Below are 18808 nucleotides of genomic sequence, written 5' to 3'. Positions count from 1 at the left end.
TCAGGCAAAGACAGGCAATGGCGGTGGCGCGGCGTCACGCACCGCCAGATCCACGCGATCGCGCGCGCTGGCGATCGCGTCCACCAGGCCACGCACCTGTTCCGGCGTGTGCAGGGCGGTCAGGGTGACACGCAGGCGCGCCCTGCCTTCGGGCACCGTGGGCGGACGGATCGCGCCGACCAGCCAACCAGCCTGTTCCAGTGCCCTGGACATCGCCATGGCGCGGTGATCGTCACCACACAGCAGCGGCTGGATCGGCGTTTCCGAAGCCATCAGGTCCAGACCATGGCGGCGTGCCTCGCTGCGGAACAGCGCGATCAGGTCGGTCAGTTTCGAGCGGCGCCAGTTGTCACGGCGTGCCAGGCGCACCGCTTCAAGTGCAGCGGCGGCCAGCGGTGGCGGCATCGCCGTGGTGTAGATGTAGGGGCGCGCGGTTTCGGCCAGGTGCTCGACCAGATCGTCGCGGCCCAGCACCAGCGCGCCGGAACCGCCCAGTGCCTTGCCCAGCGTGACCAGCTGCAGCGGCACATCGTCCACGCCCAGCCCGGCGGCGGCCACGGCACCACGGCCGTCACCGACCACGCCCACGCCGTGCGCATCGTCCACATAGAACAGCGCCTGCTGCAGGCGTGCCACAAGTGACAATGCACGCAGCGGTGCGATGTCGCCATCCATGCTGAAGACACCATCGGTGGCCAGCATCGCCGCGCCGTCGGGCGCGTGCTTGAGCTGGCGCATCGCGCCTTCGGCATCAAGGTGCGGATAACGGCGCAGGCGCGCACCGGCCAGCCGCGTCGCATCGAGCAGGCTGGCGTGGTTGAGCTTGTCCTGCACGCAGACGTCGTTCTCTTCGCTCAGCAGTGCCTGCTGCACGGCCAGGTTGGCGGCGAAGCCACTACCGAACAGCAGCGCGCGCGGGTAGCCCAGCCACTCCGCCACTTCGCGCTCCAGCGCGTCATGCAGGGCGTGGTGGCCGCAGACCAGGTGCGATGCACCCGCGCCGGTGCCTTCGCGTGCGGCGGCATCCTGCAGCGCGTTGACCACGCTGAACTGCTGGGCCAGGCCCAGATAATCATTGCTGCAGAAGCCGGTCAGCCACTGGCCGTCCACTTCCAGGCGGACGCCATCACGACGGTTGACCGTGCGCCGCGCGCGGCGACGGCCTTGGGCATCGCGCAGGGCGCGCTGGGCGTGGAGGCGGGCGGTCAGGTCGGGGCGGGCCATGGCGGCTGAATGCAGCGACGGGGCGGCTAGGGTAGCGCGTTGCCGCGACGCCTGCTTGCGGCCCGCCTCAGGCCGCGCGGGCGCAGCCACAGGCGGGCGCATCGGCGCCGATATCGGCGTGCACGGTGCCACCGTGGTCGTGACCCTCGGCGTCCACCTGCATCGCCATCGGTTGCAGGCCTAACCGCGCGAACAGGGCCAGGTCGCGCTCGCTCTCCGGGTTGCCGGTGGTCAGCAGCTTGTCGCCGTAGAAGATCGAGTTGGCACCGGCCACGAAGCACAGCGCCTGCAGTTCGTCGCTCATCGCCTCGCGACCGGCCGACAGCCGCACCATCGAGCGCGGCATGGCGATGCGCGCCACTGCGATCATGCGCACGAACTCGAACGGGTCCAGTTCGGCACTGCCATGCAGCGGCGTGCCCGCCACCTGCACCAGCCTGTTGATCGGCACCGAATCGGGATGTGCCGGCAGCGTGGCCAGCGCCAGCAGCAGGCCCACGCGCTGCGCGCGCGTCTCGCCCATGCCGACGATGCCGCCGCAGCAGGTCTTCAGGCCGGCCTCGCGCACGTGCTCCAGCGTGTCCAGGCGGTCCTGGTACTGGCGCGTGTGGATGATCGAATCGTAGTAGTCCGGCGCGGTGTCAAGGTTGTGGTTGTAGTAGTCCAGGCCGGCGTCCTTCAACGCGCGCGCCTGTTCGCCACTGAGCATGCCCAGCGTGGCGCAGGTCTCCAGGCCCAGTGCTTTCACCCCGGCGATCATCGCCGCCACCTTCGGAATGTCGCGGTCCTTCGGCGATCGCCACGCTGCACCCATGCAGAAACGCGACGCACCGGCGGCCTTGGCCTGGCGGGCCTTGGCCAGCACCGCATCGGTGTCCATCAGCTTCTGCGCGTTCACGCCGGTGCTGTAGCGCTGCGCCTGCGGGCAGTACGCGCAGTCTTCCGGGCAGCCTCCGGTCTTCACCGACAGCAGCGTGGACACCTGCACCTGCGCCGGGTCGAAGTGCTCACGGTGGACCGCCGCGGCGCGGAACAGCAGCTCGGGCAACGGCAGGTCGAACAGGGCCTGCAGTTCGTCGTGTTGCCAGTCGTGGCGGATGGCAGCAGCCATGGCGGGACCTTGGATACGAATGGAGCGAGGGCGGCAGTGTGGGTGGGGTGGAGAGGGCTGTCAACTACTTATTGAATTATATGGTTTACAGTTCATTGGCGTGTCCTAGCAGCGAGGAAGGCGCCGCATTTCACCGCATCCTGCAAGGCCTCCGGCCACAGTGGCCGCTGCCCGACGCAAGCGCTGGCGCGCAGACTCTCTCCCATGACCGATCTTCATCGCCTCCGCGGCCGCATCACCGCGCTGGTTCTCAGTGAGGCCTGGCGCCGCCGTGCCGCGCTCTGGGGCGGGGCTGTGGCCGTAGCGCTGGTGGCCATCCTGTTTGCCAAGGCCAGCGACGCGGCCTTCCATCTGTTCCAGCGCATCACCGCGCACTCGCCGTGGTGGGCCCTGCTGCTCACGCCCGGCATCTTCGCGTTGCTGGCCTGGCTGACCAGTGGCGTGCTGAAGCCCACGCGGGGCAGCGGCATTCCGCAGGTCATCGCTGCGTTGGACAAGCCCGATGAGCCGTTCCGGAAAACCAACCTTTCCCCAGCGGTTTCGGCCGGCAAGCTGCTGCTGACCTCGCTGTCCCTGCTCGGTGGCGCGTCCGTTGGCCGCGAGGGCCCGACCGTGCATGTGGGTGCCAGCCTGATGTACCTGTTCGGCCGCTGGTTCGGCTTCAAGGACCCGCGCGAGCTCTCGCACTTCCTGCTGGCCGGGGGTGCAGCGGGCATCGCGGCGGCGTTCAACACACCGCTGGCCGGCATCGTCTTCGCCATCGAGGAGCTCAGCGGCCGTTTCGAGCATCGCTTCTCCGGCACCCTGCTGACCGCGGTGATCGTCGGTGGCGTGGTATCGCTCGGTCTGTTGGGCAACTACACCTATTTCGGCCATGTGAGCGCGCGGTTGCCGCTGGGCCAGGGCTGGCTCGCGATCCTGCTGTGCGGCGTAGTGGCCGGATTGCTGGGCGGATTGTTCGCGCGCGCGGTGCTGGCCAGTGCGGCGGGCCGCCCCCGTTGGCTCGGGCAACTGCGGCAGCGGCATCCCGTGTTGCTGGCCGCAGGTTGCGGGCTGGTGGTGGTGCTGCTGGCCCTGGCGTTCGGAGAAGGCGCATTCGGCACCGGCTACGAACAGGCGCGCAGCCTCGTGCAGGGGCAGGCGATGGTGGGCCATGAGTTCGGGTTGATGAAGCTGCTGGCGAATCTCGCATCGTACGTAGCCGGCATTCCCGGCGGCCTGTTCTCGCCGGCGCTGGCGGTCGGTGCCGGCCTTGGCCACAACCTGGCGGTGCTGATGCCGGGCGTGGATCCGCGTGCGTTCGTGCTGCTGGGCATGTGTGCCTACCTGACCGGCGTCACCCAGGCACCGCTGACCTCGGCGGTGATCTCGCTGGAGCTGACCGACAGTGGTGATCTGCTGCTGCCGATCCTGGCCACGGTGCTGATCGCGCGTGGTGTGTCCGGGCTGGTGTGCAGGGTACCGATCTACCGCGGGTTGGCGGAGTTGTTGATGGCGCCGAGCACGGCTGAAGATGTGGCTGTCGAGGCGCTTGGTGTGCGAACCTCCCGCACCCGCGAAAATGGAGATGACTAGGAGCAATGCAGCCTGGAGCAGCAATTCTCCTCCCAGAGGAGGTGTTGGCGACGTTACGGTGCTACTTCGTGACCGATGATGGCTCGCTTCCGGAAGTGGAGCTCGCGTACCGTGAGGCCGCCGGAACGGCCGATGCGTTCGCCTATCTGTTTGCCTGCGGTGCCCGCGTCGCGGGTTCTCGAAGCGTGCAGCTCTGGCACCGTGCGGAAGATCTTGGTCAGCCGTTCATGGGACCGGGCGACGCGCGACGCGTTCTCCAGGACGAAGTGGAACCCTTCCATGTCGGCCTTGCAGACATTGCCTGCGGCGGCGTTCTTCTGCCAGAACTGGGTGTGCTCGTCATGCGCCATGGGTTGACGCTCGATTACCGCATGGGAGCGTCATGGGGCCAGCGGGAGGTCCAGGCCTTCCTGCTCCTTCTGCACCAGTTGCAGCGGCGGGGTGGCGTGATGACCGTTCCCTGGTGGGGTGAAGAGGGCCAGCACAGGTTCGAAACCGCGTTGGCAGCCGTTGAGATTTCTTGAGCGGGTTTGCCGCAAGGCAGGCACGCAACGGATAGACAACGATCATTGCTTCAATCAACGCGATCAATCAGCCCTCCATCTTCACTCCAGCAGTGAAGCTGATTCCGCGTTGCACCGTCTACCCGATGCCACGCGCGGCACAGAAGATGCGTCGACGCCGGGGCTGCACCCGGACCTGCATCGAGAGCGCGATCATGATCAACTGCCGTATCCGCCGCCTGGCGGCTGCCGTCCTGGCCCTGGCCAGTTCTCCCGCGCTGGCGATGTCCGGCGCGCCCCTGCTGCCCAGCGAGCGCAGCATCGGCACCCTCGAACCGGTGGCGCGTTTCGAAGGTGCCATGCCCACCAGCGTGGCGGTGTCCGAGACCGGGCGGATCTTCGTCAACTTCCCGCGCTGGGGCGATGAGGTGGCCTACAGCGTGGCCGAATGGTGCGACGGCCGCGTCGTGCCCTATCCGGATGCGCGCATCAACCGCAAGGATGGTCCCGATCCGGCGGCCCATTTCATCAGCGTGCAGAGCGTGGTGGCCGATGGCCAGGGCCGGTTGTGGGTGCTGGATACCGCCGCGCCCGGGTTCTCTGCGCCACAGGCCGGCGGTGCCAAACTGGTGGCGATCGACCTTGCCACCGGCACCGTGGCCAAGACGCTGGTGTTCCCGGCCAACGTCATCGACGCGCGCACCTATGTCAACGATGTGCGCTTCGATTTCCGTGTTGGCCGCGAGGGCGTGGCCTACGTGACCGACTCGTCGCTGAGCGGTATCGGCGGCATCATCGTGATCGACCTCGCCACTGGCGCCGCGTCCAAGCGACTGGTCGGCCACGTATCCACCTCGGCCGATGCCGCCTTCGTGCCGATCGTGGAAGGGCAGCAGATGCGGCTGCGCAACGCGGATGGTTCGACGCAGCCGTTCACCGTGGCCGCCGATGGCATCGCCCTGTCGCCCGATGGCGCCACGCTGTTCTACACGCCCTTGTCCAGCCGTCATCTGTACAGCGTGCCGACCGCGCTGCTGCGCGATCCGAAGGTGAGTGAAGCGGAACTGGCGGCCGCGGTGGTCGACCTCGGCGACAAGGGCGCCTCCGATGGCATGGAGATGGACGCCAACGGGCGGTTGTATGCCAGCGACTACGAGCACAACGCCATCCATGCCCGCGACGCGCAGGGGCGATGGACGACCGTGGTTCACGACCCGCGCATCCTGTGGCCGGATACGTTGTCGATGGGGCCGGATGGCTATCTGTACTTCACCGCCAACCAGCTGCACCGCCAAGCCGGATTCAATGGCGGCGTTGATCGGCGGCAGGCGCCGTACATGGTGTATCGCACGCGGGTGGATGCCGCGCCGGCGCCCACGAGGTGAAGTGATCCGGTAGAACGGTGAAAGTTCCTACGGCCCACTGGGAACACCGCCGATGGCATCGCGCCATCGAGGTGCTCACGCTGCAACGTATGTCTGCCTTCCCCCGCGCGGCCTGCAGCCTGCAGGCCGTGCTTCGCCTGCTGCTGCCATTGCGCTGCCTGGTCTGTGACGACCCAGGCCATGATGGCCTTGACCTGTGCCGCGCCTGCCTCGCCGAACTGCCCTGGGCCGGTCGTGCGTGCCTGCGTTGTGCGCTGCCGTTGCCGGACGCGGCCCTGATCGTCTGCGGCAGCTGCCGCGAGGAGGCACCGCCGCAGGCAGCCACGCATGCCAGCCTGCTGTACCTGCCGCCGGTGGACCAGCTGCTGCTGCGCTACAAGTTCCATCAGGACCTGGCGGCTGGCCGCCTGCTGGCGCAGTTGATGCAGCGGGCACCGCCCGCCTGGTCATGCCCACCACTGGTGCCGGTACCACTGCACCGCCGCCGCCTGCGCCAGCGCGGCTACAACCAGGCTGCTGAACTGTGCCGGCTGCTGCCGATGCCGGTCTGGCATGGGCTGTATCGGCGGCGGCACACCGCGCCGCAGTCCGAACGCACGGCCGAACAGCGCAGGGACAACCTGTTCGATGCGTTCGATATCCATGGGCCGGTGCCCACGCGGCTGACCGTGGTCGACGACGTGATGACCACCGGCAGCACGGTGGTGGAAATCGCCGAAACACTGCGCTGCGCAGGCGCAGAAGAAGTACGCGTGTGGGTCTGCGCGCGCGTGCCGTGATCGCTGTCTTCATCGCCGGGGGCTAGGATGTGGCCGGTACTGGACTGAAGGAGTGGCCATGAATTCCCCCCTGTCTCCCTTGTTGTCAGCGGTTGGCCGCAGCTGGTGGATCCTGCTGCTGTATGGCCTGGTCGCGCTGGGTTTCGGCATCGTTGCCATCGGCTGGCCGTTGTCCGCAGCGATGGCGCTGGCGTGGACACTGGGCGTGATGGCCATCGTTGAAGGTGTCATCAGCCTGTTCGCACTGATCAGCGGCGGCAATGGTGCTCCGCGCGGCTGGCTGGCGCTGTATGCCATCGCCTCGCTGGGCTTCGGCATCCTGGCGGTGATCAATCCGCTGGCCACCGCCAGCGTGCTGGTGCTGTTCCTGGCGGCGTGGCTGCTGGTAGCCGGCATCTACCGCATCGTGTTCGCGATCCGCGTGCGCAAGCAGATCCAGGGCGAGTGGCTGCTGATCCTCAGTGGCGTGCTGGCGGTGGTGCTGGGGCTGCTGTTCGCGGCCAATCCGTATGCAGGCGTGGCGGTGACGACGCTGTGGATCGGCATTGGCAGCCTGCTGTACGGGCTGCTGCAGGTGCTGGTGGCGTTCAAGCTGCGGAAGCTGAAGTGAGGGGCGCGTTTCCGTTCCTGCTGGGCGCAGCGCTGGTGCTGGCCGGATGCATGCCGGGTGCCACGCCCGGTGCGCTGGCAGGCAAGGATCATGCGCCGCGCGCGGGTGTGGATGTACGCCTGAGCGCGGTCGATGCGGACGGCAAGGGCAGGCAGGCGCAGTGGCAGGGCGAAACGCTCGCCCTGCGCGAGCCGCCGATCGCTGGCAGCGCCGACATCGCCGATGTGCGCTACGTGCTGGACGAGGCCAAGCAGCCGGGCCTGCAGATCCGCTTTCGACACGAAGCGCATCAGCGCATCCACGATGGCACGGAAGCACTGGTGGGCCAGCGAGCGGCGATCAGCGTGGATGGCCGCGTGTTGATGGTGGCGACGGTGAAAGGCCCGTTCGGTGAATCGATGATGCTGAGCGGGTTGCCGAGCATCGCCGAGGCGCAGGCGTTGGCCAGGCACATCACCGGCCAATGACGGGCGCGCCAACGCCACCGCGTTGCGCGCGGAGGCCGACCAAGGTCGACCGCTACCGGGCGAACCGTGCCTCGATCTCCTCCAGTGACTTGCCCTTGGTCTCCGGCAGCCAGAACGCGGCCACCAGGAAGAACACGAAGGTGCACGCCGCCCAGAACACGAACATGCTGGCGTAGCCGTAGTGGCCCACCGTGGGCAGGAAGATCGCGGCGATGGTCGTGGACACGAACTGGTTGATCAGCAGCGCGATGCTCATGCCGTTGGAGCGGATGCGGTTCGGCATCAGCTCCGACAGTGCCAGCCACACGCACACGCCCGGGCCGACCGCGAAGAACGCGACAAATACCAGGATGCAGGTGGCCACCGCCCAGCCATGTGCAGGCGGCGGCACCGGGCCGATGCGGGCCTGTTCGATGCGCAGCGGCGCCTGCGCGGCACTGGCCGGGTCGGCAAACGGGTTCAGATGCAGTTTGCGGAAGAAGGCACCGATCACGCTGTCGGCCTGCACGGTGCCGGCGCGCTCGATGCGCAGCTCGCGATCAGTCAGGTTGTCGCTGCGCAGGGCGCGCACATTGGTGAAGTCACCATAGGCGTACGACACGGTCAGCTGCATCGGCCGGCCCTGGCTGTCGATGCCATTGCTCAGGCGCTGCCACTGCGCGTCGTCCAGCACCAGCTGCAGGCCATCGCCGCTGACCGCCGCCTGCAGCTGCGGCTGCACGTCAGCACGGCCGCGCTCGGCCTGGAAGAACAAGGTGGCCGCTGCCAGCAGGGCCACGCAGATACCACCGCTGCCCAGCATCAGCAGGAACTTGCGGCCCTTGCGGTCGACCAGCAGCAACGCGACCACGGTCATCACCGCATTCAGCAGCTTGATTGCCACGTCGGCGCTGTTGGCGACCGAGCCGGACAGGCCAGCCTGGTTGAGGATGTTCACCGCGTAGGCCAGCACCGAGTTGATGCCGGTGGCCTGGGTGCAGGCCAGCACCACGCAGGCCAGCAGGAACGGCACCACATAGCGGCGGCTGAGCAGCGGGTCGCGCCTGCCGTCGCTGCTGCTCGACTCCGGCGCCTGGATCTGCGCAAGGGTGGGCTCCACATCGGCAGCGGGCAGTACGCGCTGCAGGCTGCGGCGGGCTTCATCGATGCGGCCCCGGCGTACCAGCCAGCGTGGCGATTCGGACAGCCAGAAGATGCCCGCGCAGAACAGCAGGCCCGGCGCCAGGCAGGTCCAGAAGATGGTGCGCCAGGCGTGGTCCTTCACCGTGAACAGCTCCTGCGCCTGCTGTGCCAGCGGCAGCGAGCGCACGGCCTCGGCGGCGGCATCCACCGCATGTGCGTGGTACAGCCCGATCAGCGCGGCCAGCACCAGGCCGATGGTCAGCAGCAGCTGGAACATCGCCGCACCGCGCCCGCGTCGCTCGGGGCTGAGCACTTCGGCCAGGTACAGCGGAATCACTACACCGATCAAACCGCCACTGATGCCCTGCAGCAGGCGGCCCAGCAGCAGCGGCGTGTAGCCGGACGCCAGCGCCATGATCGGGATGGAGGCGGTGAACAGCAGGCCGGCCAGCAGCATCGCACCACGGCGACCGATCAGGTCGGCGACCATGCCGGCGAACAGCGAGGACAGCACGCTGCCCAGCAGTACCGCCGCCACCACGAAGCCGAGCTGCTGGCTGCTGAGCTGCCAGGCGTGGCTGGCGGTGGCTTCAAGATAGGGCAGGGCGCCGGCGATGATGCCGATGTCGATGCCGTACAGCAGGCCACCGAGGCCGCCGATGAAGAGCAGGTAGCGTACGGGCCAGCGCGGAGCGGTGCTTGCAGTCATCGGCAGTTCCTGTGGTAGCGCCGGGCCAGGCCCGGCGGCGATTCGTCGCAGAGTGCATTCTGTAGAGCCGAGCCATGCTCGGCTGCTTTCCGTTCCGATATCGAGGTTCCCCATGCCGCGCGTCGCGCGGTGAGCCGAGCATGGCTCGGCTCTACAGGGAGCCCGCGCGGCATCCGGGCCGCATCGCTTGCGTCAGGTCAGATCGATCACCCGGCCACCAACCACCACCTGCTGCAGGCGCAGTTCGGCGTCCAGCACCACCAGGTCGGCGCGGGCGTCGGGCGCGATGCGGCCGCGATCGCCCAGGCCCAGGTAGTCGGCCGGGAAGGTGGAAACACGTTGCGAAGCGTCGGCCAGCTCCAGACCCACGCGCACCAGGTTGCGCAGCGCCTGGTCCATGGTCAGCGCGCTGCCGGCCAGTGAACCGGTCGCCAGGCGCACGCAGCCGCCGCACTTGTGCACGCGCTGCTGGCCCAGCGCGTACTCGCCGTCGGGCATGCCGGTGGCGGCCGTCGCGTCGGTCACCGCATACAGGCGCGGGATCGCGCGCGCGGCCAGGCGGATCACGCCGGGATGGATGTGCTGCAGGTCGGGAATGATCTCGGCGTACTGTGCATGCGCCAGTGCTGCCGCCGCGATGCCCGGGCGATAGTGATCGACGCCGGTCATGCCGTTGAACAGATGGGTGAAGCCGGAGGCACCGGCCTGCAGCGCGGCCACGCCTTCCTCGTAGGTGCCAGCGCTGTGGCCGAGCTGCACGCGGATGCCCATTGCCGCCAGCGCGGGTATCAGTGCGGTGTGCTCGCCGATTTCCGGAGCCAGCGTCATCACCCGGATCGGCGCGAGTGCGTGCAGTTGCTGCACCAGCGCCAGCGTCGCCTCGATCGTACGGTTGGGCTGTGCACCCAGGCGCTGCGGGCTGATGAATGGTCCTTCCAGATGCACGCCGACGATGCTGGCGGCGTCGGCATCGGGCACCGCCATCGCCGCAGCCACGCCCTGCAGCGCGTGCTCGATCTCATCCAGGCCGGCGGTCATGGTGGTCGCCAGCAGTGTGGTGGTACCGAAGCGCAGATGGGTGCGTGCGATGGTGCGCGCGACATCGCCACCCTGCATCAGGTCGACGCCGGCCGCACCGTGCACGTGCAGGTCGATGAAGCCGGGCAGGATCACCGGCAGCTGCAGGTCGTCAGCGCCGCTGTGGTCATCCACCTGCAGCTGGCGAACGTGTGAATCGAAGTGGACGTGGCCACGCCGCCAACCCAGCGGGGTGAGGATGCGGCCATGCAGGGAACGGGCGTCGGTCATGCGGGAGGCTCGGCGATGATCACTTCGATGCCCAGCCGCTGCAGCCCTTCGCGGGTTGCGTCGTCGATACCGGCATCGGTGATGATGGCGTGGATCTGGTCCAGGCGGGCGATGCGGTGCAGGCTGACGCGCCCGAACTTGGAGGCGTCGGTCAGCACCACGATGCGGCGCGCACGCTCGACCATGCGGTGGTTGAGGCGGGCTTCGGCCTCGTCGTGGGTGGTCAGGCCGAACTGCAGGTCCAGGCCGTCCACGCCCAGGAACAGAGTGTCGAAGCTGTACGAGTTGAGGCTGGCCTCGGCCTGGCTGCCCTGCAGCGACAGCGACTGCTGGCGCAGCAGGCCACCGGTCAGCAGCACGGTGATGCCCGCGGCATTGGCCAGTTCCCAGGCGATGTTCAGGCCATTGGTCATCACCGTCACGTCGCGATGCGCGCGCAGGTGGCGGGCCAGCGTCATCGTGGTCGAGCCGGAATCGATGATGATGTTGTCGCCCGGCTGCACCAGGCGCGCAGCGCGCGCACCGATCGATTCCTTCAGCGGCAGGTTCAGCGCGTCCTTCTCATGGATGTCCTGTTCCTGCGGCGGCGTGCGCACTAGGGTGGCGCCGCCGTGGGTGCGGTTGGCCAGGCCCTGCGACTCGAAGTGGGTCAGGTCGGCACGGATGGTCACCGCCGACACGCCGAAACGCTCGACCAGATCGGCGACCTGCACCGAGCCGTGCTCGATCAGCAGCTGCAGGATCTGTTGCCGGCGGGAGCGGGTGTTGCGCATGGCCATTCTCGGTTTCGCGGGGAAAGGTAGAGATTAGCCGTTCGCAGCAACGGCGGCAGCCGAACGTGCGTTCTGCGTGCGGGTTCCGGCCTGGTTGGCGCTGCAGGCGCGCGCGTACTCGCCCAGGCACAGGCCGATGCGGTGCTGCACCAGCGCGGTGGGCGTGTTGGCCAGCGTGCCCTCACGCACGGCGCGGTACTGCTCCGGCAGGTACTGGCTGAGCAGTACCAGTGGCGGCGCGTGCTGTTCCAGGTTGGCGAACAGGGTCTGCACCGCCTGCACCAGCGCGGGCTCGCCCCAGTAGTAGCGGCAGCGGTCACTGAAGGAGTAGCTGCGCAGCAGGCGCAGCGCGGCGTCATCGCCCTGGTAGTAGGACTGCCAGTACTTCGGCTGTGCCACCATCACCTCGTCCAGCACCTGCGGCAAGCGCGAGCACTGTGCCGCCGGCAGCAGTTCGGCCTCGATCGCGGCCAGCGCGAACAGCGCTTCGCGGTAGGCGAAGGTGGCCGCCGGGCCGACCTTGAGGATGGCGAAGTGGTCGCGCACCAGCGCATGCAGGCCGCTCTCGCGCTGGTAGTCGGTGGAGTGCGCTTCGAACACGATGCGTGGCTGCTGTTCCAGGAAATCGGCCAGCGTGCTGGCAGCCGCGGCGTCGTACTCGTGCACGCTGCTGTGGTCGAAGTCCACGCCCGGCTGCACCACCATCGCGATCACGCGCTGCCACGCATCGCGCAGCTGCGGGGTATCGAAGGCCTGCCGGTGGATGGCCAGGGTCTGCGCGGCGGCGGCCGGCGTGGTCACCTGCAGGCCCTCGGCCAGCGAGGCTTCGCCTCCGGGAATCGGCACTTCGGTACCGATCACGTAGACCGGCGGCGGCAGGCCATGTTCGGCGGCGGTGCGTTCGGCGATCTCGGCCAGCTCGGCCGAGCGCGCAGCGACGATGGCATCGGGCAGCGGCACCGGATCATCGGCGCAGGACATGCTGCAATCCAGATGGATCTTGTGGAAACCGGCGGCGACGTAGGCTTCGATCAGCACGCGCGCGTGGGTCATCGCTTCGGCCGCCGGGCGCTTCTGCCAGGCATTCGGGCCGAGGTGGTCGCCGCCCAGGATCAGCCGTTCGCGCGGGAAGCCTTCTTCATCGGCCAGCGTGCCGACGTAGTCGCGGTACTGCGGCGGGGTCATGCCGGTGTAGCCGCCGAACTGGTCGACCTGGTTGGAGGTGGCCTCGATCAGCAGCACGGTTCCATGCGCCAGGGCGACGTGCATGGCCGCGCGCAGCACCTGCTCGTTGCTGCAGCAGACGCTGTACAGGCCGACGTTGGCGCCGGCGCGGTGGGAAGCAAGCAGGGTCTGCAACGGGGACATGGTCACGCTCCGGTCAATCAGGAAAACGAGGGCTGGCAGGCGAGCAGGGCAGCGCCACGTGCGCCACCGGCATCGCCGAACCGTGGCGGCACAACCGGGGGGACCTGCACGCCATTGAACAGATGGGTGGCGATGGCGGCCGGCAGCTGCTGGTACAGCGGCGCGTACTGCGAGAGTCCGCCGCCGAGCACGATCACGTGCGGGTCCAGCGCCAGCACCAGCGCGGCCAGGCTGTGGCCGAGCAGGTCACGATGGATGTCCAGCGCCTTGCGCGCGCGGGCATCGCCGGCTTCGGCCAGCGTGATCACCGCACTGGCATCGACGGCGCTGCCTCCGAGGTGGCGTTCGATCATGGCCAATCCGCTGCCGGACACATAGCGCTCCACGCAGCCCTGCAGGCCGCAGCCGCAGTCCAGCAGCGGCAGGCCATGGCGCTGCAGCAGATGGCCGGGCACGCTCCAGTGGCCCCATTCGCCGGCCAGGCCGTTGAAGCCGGACAGCAGCCGGCCCTGCAGGCAGAAGCCGCCGCCGGCACCGGTGCCGAGGATGGCGCCGAACATGCTGGGATAGCCTTCGGCGGCACCGCCGTGCGCTTCCGACAGGGCAAAGCACTGCAGGTCGTTGCCGAAATGCAGCGAGCGTTGCAGCCGCGCCTGCAGATCCTGCGCCACGCACTGGCCGGTCAGTGCGGGCACGTTCGCGCTGAGCTGGCGGCCGCTGCGGCGGTCACGCACGCCGGGCAGGGCAATGCCGATGGCCGCATCATTCCGGCCCAGCGCGGCGTCGGCCTCGGCCACCAGCGTCACCACGGCCTGCAGGAAGCCATCGTAGTCGCCCTGCGGCGTGGCCACGCGGCGGCGCCAGGTGACCTGCATCGCCGCATCGCACGCCACCAGCTCGATCTTGGTGCCGCCGATGTCGATGCCATAGCAGGCGTGGGCGATCAGCTCAGCCATGGTGGATGGTGACGCCCTTGACGACGCGGTTGACGGTGCCATCCGGGAACGGGTTGTCCGGGGTCAGCCCCAGCGCGGCCGAGCGCTGCAGCGCGAACAGCTGCGCGAAGCCCAGCCACACCGGTGCCAGCCACGGATCGTCCAGCGCCGGTACGGTGAGGGTGTAGTCGTCATCGGCGCCGATATCCGAATGCGGACCGATCGCCAGCACCTGCCCGGCCACGCCATCACGGCGCAGTTCTTCCAGCAGGTCCTGCTCGTAGCGGCGCGCGAGCGGCTGCACGCTGCGCAGCACCACCACCAGGGTGTTGCCATCCAGCGTCGACTTCGGGCCATGACGGAAGCCCAGCGGCGTGTTGGCCAGCGCCAGAACGCGGCCAGCGGTCAGCTCCAGCACCTTCAGTGCACACTCGCGGGCCAGCGCTTCCAGCGGCCCGCTGCCGAGGTAGATCACGCGGTTGAACGGGCGCTGCGCAAGCGTTGCCACCGGTGCGTCCCACTGCGCCTGGCCTTCGCGGGCCAGCGTGGCGATCTGCTTCAGGCGCGCCACGCGCGCATCCCACGGCGAACGATCGAACACGGTCAGTGCGGCCAGCAGCATGCAGGTCAGGCTGCTGGTCATGGCGAAGGCGCGGTCGCAGCTGGCCGACGGCATCAGCAGGGTGCAGGTATCGGCACGGCCGGCGCCACGGCGGGCCAGTTCGCCATCGGCGTTGCAGGTGATGTCGAGGAAGCGCGCGTCATCCACGTCGCTGCGCACGCGATCGACCGCTGCCACGCTTTCCGGGCTGGAGCCACTGCGGCCGAACGAGACCAGCAGGGTCGGGCGGTCACGCTGCAGGTACAGCGCCGGGTGGGTCAGCAGGCTGGTGGTGTGCACCACGCGCACCTCGGCCGGCCACTGTGCGTTGATCGCATCAGCCACCATCTCGGCGATGAAGCCGGAACTGCCGGCGCCGGTGAACAGCACGCGCTGGTTGGGATCGTTGAGGCTGTCGCCAAGGAAGGCCTGCAGGCGGTCGCGGGCACGCGACAGGTCCTGTGCGAGTGCTTCCCACAGCGCAGGCTGCTGGGCGATTTCGGTTGCGGTATCGGCTCCGCCAAGGCGCTGCCAGGCGGACACATCGGAAAGCAGGGTGACGTCCATTCGGAGGTTCCAGTTGGGCCAGCGCACCATCTGTGTTTTCTTTCGAAATGTCAAACATCGAAAGTAAAAAGAAAGAAAATGGCCGGGTCACTTTTCCAGCCGGGGAGGGCCACGAAAACGAAAGGACAGGCCAAAATGCCGTATCGCACAATGCTTAACAGGCGCCTGCAAGCGCTTACACAAAGTATTGCGACGCAACAACTTTCGTTTCAATGGAATATATCTTCCTTTTTCCTTTCAATTTGTTGACATCTTTCGAATCGCTGCCCTAGAGTCGGCCCAATCGCTTTCGAAACGCCCGGTGAACGGGTTGGGAGTCCGCGTGGAAAACTGCGTTCGTCGCTCGCCGCTGATGCTGGCCCTGTTGCCGGCATTGATGCTGGCGTCCATGCCGGCCCAGGCCGAGCCGGTCGGCAACCTGCGTTCGGTTGCCGCCAGCGCCAGCAGCGACGGCGTGCAGGGCTGGGACCTGCAGACCGACAAGGGCGCGCGCATCCGCATTGAACTGCCGGCCACCGACATCATCCGCGTGCAGGCGGGCCGCAACGGCACGCTGACCGGTGCCGGCGACAAGGCCGCACCGATCGTGCTGCCGCAGCCCAAGGCGAACGTACAGGCGCAGCTGGAAGAAGACGCACAGGAAATCCGCGTGCGCACCGATGCACTGGTCCTGCATGTACAGCGGCAGCCGCTGCGCCTGCGCCTGGAACGGCTGGACAACGGCCAGCCCACCGCGCTGTGGCAGGAACTGCAACCGCTGGACCTGGATGCCACGCAGAGCGTGCAGGTGCTGTCCTCGCAGGCCGATGAGGGCTACTTCGGTGGCGGCCAGCAGAACGGCCGTTACCAGTTCAAGGGCCGCGAGCTGGAAGTGTCCTATTCCGGCGGCTGGGAAGAGGGCGACCGTCCCAGTCCTGCACCGATGCTGCTGAGCAGCCGTGGCTGGGGCATGCTGCGCAATACCTGGAGCGATGGCAGCTACGACCTGCGCCAGCCCGACCAGGCCACGCTGCTGCACCGCGAAGACCGTTTCGACGCGTACTACTTCGTCGGCGCCGACCTGCCCAAGCTGATCGAGCGCTACACCCAGCTGACCGGCCGCCCGAACATGGTCGCGCGCTGGGCGCTGTCCTACGGCGATGCCGATTGCTACAACGACGGTGACAATGCCAAGAAGCCCGGCACCGTGCCCGAAGGCTGGAGTGACGGCCCGACCGGCACCACGCCGGATGTGATCGACTCGGTGGCCAAGCAGTACCGTGCCCACGACATGCCCGGTGGCTGGATCCTGCCCAACGATGGCTACGGCTGCGGTTACAAGCAGTTGCCGGAAACGGTGAAGGGGCTCGCGGGCTACGGCTTCCGCACCGGTCTGTGGACCGAGAACGGCGTCGACAAGATCGCCTGGGAAGTCGGCAAGGCCGGCAGCCGCGTGCAGAAGCTGGACGTGGCCTGGACCGGCAAGGGCTACCAGTTCGCGATGGACGCCAACCGCCAGGCGTTCAACGGCATCCTCGACAATTCCGATTCGCGCCCGTTCCTGTGGACGGTGATGGGCTGGGCCGGCATCCAGCGCTACGCCGTCGCGTGGACCGGCGACCAGAGCAGCAGCTGGGACTACATCCGCTGGCACGTGCCGACCCTGGTCGGTTCGGGCCTGTCCGGCATGGCCTACGCCAGTGGCGATGTGGATGCGATCTTCGGCGGCAGCGCCGAAACCTTCACCCGCGACCTGCAGTGGAAGGCGTTCACGCCGGTGCTGATGGGCATGAGCGGCTGGTCGTCGAATGCGCGCAAGCACCCGTGGTGGTACGACGAGCCGTACCGCAGCATCAACCGCGATTACCTGAAGTTGAAGATGCGCCTGACCCCGTACATGTACGGGCTGGTGCACGAGGCCGCGCAGACCGGTGCACCGCCGGTGCGGGGGCTGATGTGGGACTACCCGCGCGACCCGCATGCACAGGATGAGACCTACAAGTACCAGTTCCTGCTCGGCCGCGACCTGCTGGTGGCGCCGGTGTACCGCAGCCAGGCGGCCAGCCGTGGCTGGCGCCGCGACATCCACCTGCCGGCCGGGGGGTGGATCGACTACTGGGATGGCCGCCGCGTGCAGGCCGGCGCCGATGGCCGCCAGCTCGACCGCCAGGTCAACCTGGCCACGCTGCCGGTGTTCGTGCGTGCCGGTGCGATCCTGCCGATGTATCCGTCGATGCTGTTCGATGGCGAAAAACCGCTCGATGAAGTGACCTTCGACCTGTACCCGCAGGGCGACTCGCAGTACACGTTGTACGAAGACGATGGCAACACGCGCCGCTACCAGCGGGGCGAGTCGAGTACGCAGCAGATCCGCGTGCAGGCGCCGGCACAGGGCAGCGGCCCGGTGCAGGTGCAGATCGACGCGGTGCAGGGCCAGTACAACGGCCAGCTGGCGCAGCGCCGCTACGGCCTGCGCGTACTCAGCCGGCAGGCGCCGCGTTCAGTGCAGGCCGGTGGCCGCGCGTTGCCGGCGCTGGCCGATGCCGCCGCCTTCAACAGCGCCAACGAGGGCTGGTACTTCGACGCGCAGGAGCGCCGCGGCACGCTGCATGTGCGCACGGCTGCCCAGGACATCCGCCAGCCACTGCAGCTGCAGCTGGACTTCGCGGTCGCTGCCGCAGCCGCCGATGATGCCTACCCGGCCGCGCCGGTGCTGGGCCGCGAACTGCCGGCCGACAGCCTGCTGGTGGTCAACCGCCCGGCCGAAGAGCCCGGCCATGCGCTGGAGAGCGCCTTCGACGACGATCCGGCCACCTGGTTCCGCAGCGTGCGCAACCAGGCCGTGCGCACCGGTGCGCACGAGTGGGTGATCGGCTTCGGCGAGCGCAAGATGATCGATGGCATCGACATCGCGCCGCGCAACGACAAGAACTGGAAGCACGGCCAGGTGCGCGATTACGAGGTGTACCTGGGCGACAGCAACGGTGAGTGGGGCGAGCCGATCGCGCGTGGCCGCCTGCAACTGAAGGAAGGTGTGCAGCGCATCGACTTCCCGGCCCACGCCGGCCGCCTGCTGCGCTTCCGCGTGCTGAGCGTGCAGAACCCCGAAGGCGACGGCGCCAGCAGCACCGACCCGATGGTCACCGCCGCCCAGGGCAGCGCCCGCGCGTTCGATGCGCTGCAGCCCCGTGACGTCGGCCCGATCGCGCTGTCCACCTTCCACATCCTCGAACACCAGGAACCGGAGCGACCGGCCCGGCAGCGCTATCTCTCCGAGCTGCCGGTGCCGGCCGCGCTGGCCAGCCAGCTGCGTACCGACCAGTCCTTCCGTGGCGACGCCGGCATGCGCATGAACGGCCTGCAGTTCCGCCGTGGCCTGGGGGTCGGCGCCAACAGCCGCATCGACCTGCGCCTGCAGGGCGGCTGGCACCTGCTGCGTGCCGACCTCGGCATCGACGACGCCTGCCGCAACGCCGGCGGCCTGCAGTTCCAGGTATGGGGCGACAACCGCCTGCTGTACGACAGCGGCCTGGTGAAGGCGCCCGGCGTCGTCAAGCCGGAGCTGGACATCCGTGGCCTTTCCACCCTGAGCCTGCGCACGCTGGGTGCGCAGGGCAGCCAACCCGCCCAGGTCTGTGCCAACTGGGCCAACGCCGTACTGATCGGCCAGGAGGGCGACTCCGCCAGCATCGTCGCCCCATGACCCCCACGTAACACCGCTCCTCCCCCGCCCCATCCCGACTACGGCCCTCATGGCCGTGGCCCGGGAGCGTTTTGCCCGCCGAACGCCCA

Annotated in this window: 15 protein-coding genes; 7 read left to right on the top strand and 8 right to left on the bottom strand. The window is 68.3% G+C overall.

Going from position 1 to position 18808, the window contains the following annotated elements:
• Window positions 1-1224: an 8-amino-7-oxononanoate synthase gene (gene bioF, locus ACMGRF_RS17330; protein ID WP_111096711.1), complete on the bottom strand. Its 1224-nt coding sequence runs from the start codon at window positions 1222-1224 to the stop codon at window positions 1-3.
• Window positions 1225-1291: 67 nt separating this feature from the next.
• A complete protein-coding gene (gene bioB / locus ACMGRF_RS17325) occupies window positions 1292-2335 on the bottom strand; it encodes a biotin synthase BioB (protein WP_049415711.1) in 1044 nt (347 codons plus the stop codon).
• A gap of 204 nt (window positions 2336-2539) precedes the next feature.
• Here bioB and ACMGRF_RS17320 point away from each other — a divergent pair, with 204 nt between their 5' ends.
• The 6 genes from ACMGRF_RS17320 to ACMGRF_RS17295 all read left to right on the top strand — a co-directional run bounded on the left by ACMGRF_RS17320 (window position 2540) and on the right by ACMGRF_RS17295 (window position 7654).
• Window positions 2540-3910, top strand: a complete 1371-nt coding sequence (locus ACMGRF_RS17320) for a chloride channel protein (protein ID WP_049439446.1) — start codon at window positions 2540-2542, stop codon at window positions 3908-3910.
• 68 nt (window positions 3911-3978) lie between these two features.
• Window positions 3979-4434, top strand: coding sequence for a hypothetical protein (locus ACMGRF_RS17315; RefSeq protein ID WP_157804459.1), 456 nt, complete (start codon window positions 3979-3981; stop codon window positions 4432-4434).
• A gap of 194 nt (window positions 4435-4628) precedes the next feature.
• The gene (locus ACMGRF_RS17310; protein WP_180879519.1) at window positions 4629-5798 is read left to right on the top strand and encodes an L-dopachrome tautomerase-related protein; all 1170 of its coding nucleotides are present in this window, start codon (window positions 4629-4631) and stop codon (window positions 5796-5798) included.
• 89 nt (window positions 5799-5887) lie between these two features.
• Complete coding sequence (locus ACMGRF_RS17305) at window positions 5888-6577, top strand: ComF family protein (RefSeq protein WP_180879522.1); 690 nt, start codon at window positions 5888-5890, stop codon at window positions 6575-6577.
• Between the two features lie 58 nt (window positions 6578-6635).
• Window positions 6636-7187, top strand: coding sequence for an HdeD family acid-resistance protein (locus tag ACMGRF_RS17300; protein WP_049439442.1), 552 nt, complete (start codon window positions 6636-6638; stop codon window positions 7185-7187).
• Entirely contained in the window at window positions 7184-7654 is a 471-nt protein-coding gene (locus tag ACMGRF_RS17295) for a SecDF P1 head subdomain-containing protein (RefSeq protein ID WP_049417008.1), read from the top strand. The genes ACMGRF_RS17300 and ACMGRF_RS17295 overlap by 4 nt, the downstream gene beginning before the upstream one ends.
• Window positions 7655-7706: 52 nt before the next feature.
• Here the strand turns inward: ACMGRF_RS17295 and ACMGRF_RS17290 are convergent, their stop codons facing one another.
• The 6 genes from ACMGRF_RS17290 to ACMGRF_RS17265 form a co-directional block, all read right to left on the bottom strand.
• Window positions 7707-9485 (bottom strand): MFS transporter, encoded by a 1779-nt coding sequence (locus ACMGRF_RS17290; RefSeq protein WP_180879524.1) that lies wholly within the window; start codon window positions 9483-9485, stop codon window positions 7707-7709.
• 192 nt (window positions 9486-9677) lie between these two features.
• On the bottom strand, window positions 9678-10793 hold the full coding sequence (nagA, locus tag ACMGRF_RS17285) for an N-acetylglucosamine-6-phosphate deacetylase (RefSeq protein ID WP_049439942.1): 1116 nt from the start codon (window positions 10791-10793) through the stop codon (window positions 9678-9680).
• Window positions 10790-11566 (bottom strand): DeoR family transcriptional regulator, encoded by a 777-nt coding sequence (locus ACMGRF_RS17280; RefSeq protein WP_049417055.1) that lies wholly within the window; start codon window positions 11564-11566, stop codon window positions 10790-10792. The genes nagA and ACMGRF_RS17280 overlap by 4 nt, the downstream gene beginning before the upstream one ends.
• 33 nt (window positions 11567-11599) lie before the next feature.
• Complete coding sequence (locus ACMGRF_RS17275; protein WP_049417011.1) at window positions 11600-12934, bottom strand: D-tagatose-bisphosphate aldolase, class II, non-catalytic subunit; 1335 nt, start codon at window positions 12932-12934, stop codon at window positions 11600-11602.
• Window positions 12935-12951: 17 nt separating this feature from the next.
• Complete coding sequence (locus ACMGRF_RS17270) at window positions 12952-13890, bottom strand: ROK family protein (protein ID WP_414485423.1); 939 nt, start codon at window positions 13888-13890, stop codon at window positions 12952-12954.
• Complete coding sequence (locus tag ACMGRF_RS17265; protein WP_099486894.1) at window positions 13883-15037, bottom strand: SIS domain-containing protein; 1155 nt, start codon at window positions 15035-15037, stop codon at window positions 13883-13885. The genes ACMGRF_RS17270 and ACMGRF_RS17265 overlap by 8 nt, the downstream gene beginning before the upstream one ends.
• A gap of 322 nt (window positions 15038-15359) precedes the next feature.
• Between ACMGRF_RS17265 and ACMGRF_RS17260 the strand changes: the two genes are divergently transcribed.
• Entirely contained in the window at window positions 15360-18719 is a 3360-nt protein-coding gene (locus ACMGRF_RS17260; RefSeq protein WP_414485422.1) for a TIM-barrel domain-containing protein, read from the top strand.
• Window positions 18720-18808 lie beyond the last annotated feature (89 nt).

This window comes from Stenotrophomonas sp. EMP41 (assembly GCF_047495535.1).
Classification (GTDB): domain Bacteria; phylum Pseudomonadota; class Gammaproteobacteria; order Xanthomonadales; family Xanthomonadaceae; genus Stenotrophomonas; species Stenotrophomonas sepilia.
Note: the sequence above shows the minus strand (reverse complement) of the source record. Positions and strands in the feature narration are given on the sequence as shown.

Bases quoted from the DNA above. Each gene is read 5' to 3' on its own strand.
- ACMGRF_RS17305 (WP_180879522.1), top strand. From the start codon at position 5,888: ATGTCTGCCTTCCCCCGCGCGGCCTGCAGCCTGCAGGCCGTGCTTCGC.
- ACMGRF_RS17310 (WP_180879519.1), top strand. From the start codon at position 4,629: ATGATCAACTGCCGTATCCGCCGCCTGGCGGCTGCCGTCCTGGCCCTG.
- bioF (WP_111096711.1), bottom strand. From the start codon at position 1,224: ATGGCCCGCCCCGACCTGACCGCCCGCCTCCACGCCCAGCGCGCCCTG.
- ACMGRF_RS17320 (WP_049439446.1), top strand. From the start codon at position 2,540: ATGACCGATCTTCATCGCCTCCGCGGCCGCATCACCGCGCTGGTTCTC.
- ACMGRF_RS17290 (WP_180879524.1), bottom strand. From the start codon at position 9,485: ATGACTGCAAGCACCGCTCCGCGCTGGCCCGTACGCTACCTGCTCTTC.
- ACMGRF_RS17275 (WP_049417011.1), bottom strand. From the start codon at position 12,934: ATGTCCCCGTTGCAGACCCTGCTTGCTTCCCACCGCGCCGGCGCCAAC.
- ACMGRF_RS17280 (WP_049417055.1), bottom strand. From the start codon at position 11,566: ATGCGCAACACCCGCTCCCGCCGGCAACAGATCCTGCAGCTGCTGATC.
- ACMGRF_RS17300 (WP_049439442.1), top strand. From the start codon at position 6,636: ATGAATTCCCCCCTGTCTCCCTTGTTGTCAGCGGTTGGCCGCAGCTGG.
- bioB (WP_049415711.1), bottom strand. From the start codon at position 2,335: ATGGCTGCTGCCATCCGCCACGACTGGCAACACGACGAACTGCAGGCC.
- nagA (WP_049439942.1), bottom strand. From the start codon at position 10,793: ATGACCGACGCCCGTTCCCTGCATGGCCGCATCCTCACCCCGCTGGGT.
- ACMGRF_RS17270 (WP_414485423.1), bottom strand. From the start codon at position 13,890: ATGGCTGAGCTGATCGCCCACGCCTGCTATGGCATCGACATCGGCGGC.
- ACMGRF_RS17265 (WP_099486894.1), bottom strand. From the start codon at position 15,037: ATGGACGTCACCCTGCTTTCCGATGTGTCCGCCTGGCAGCGCCTTGGC.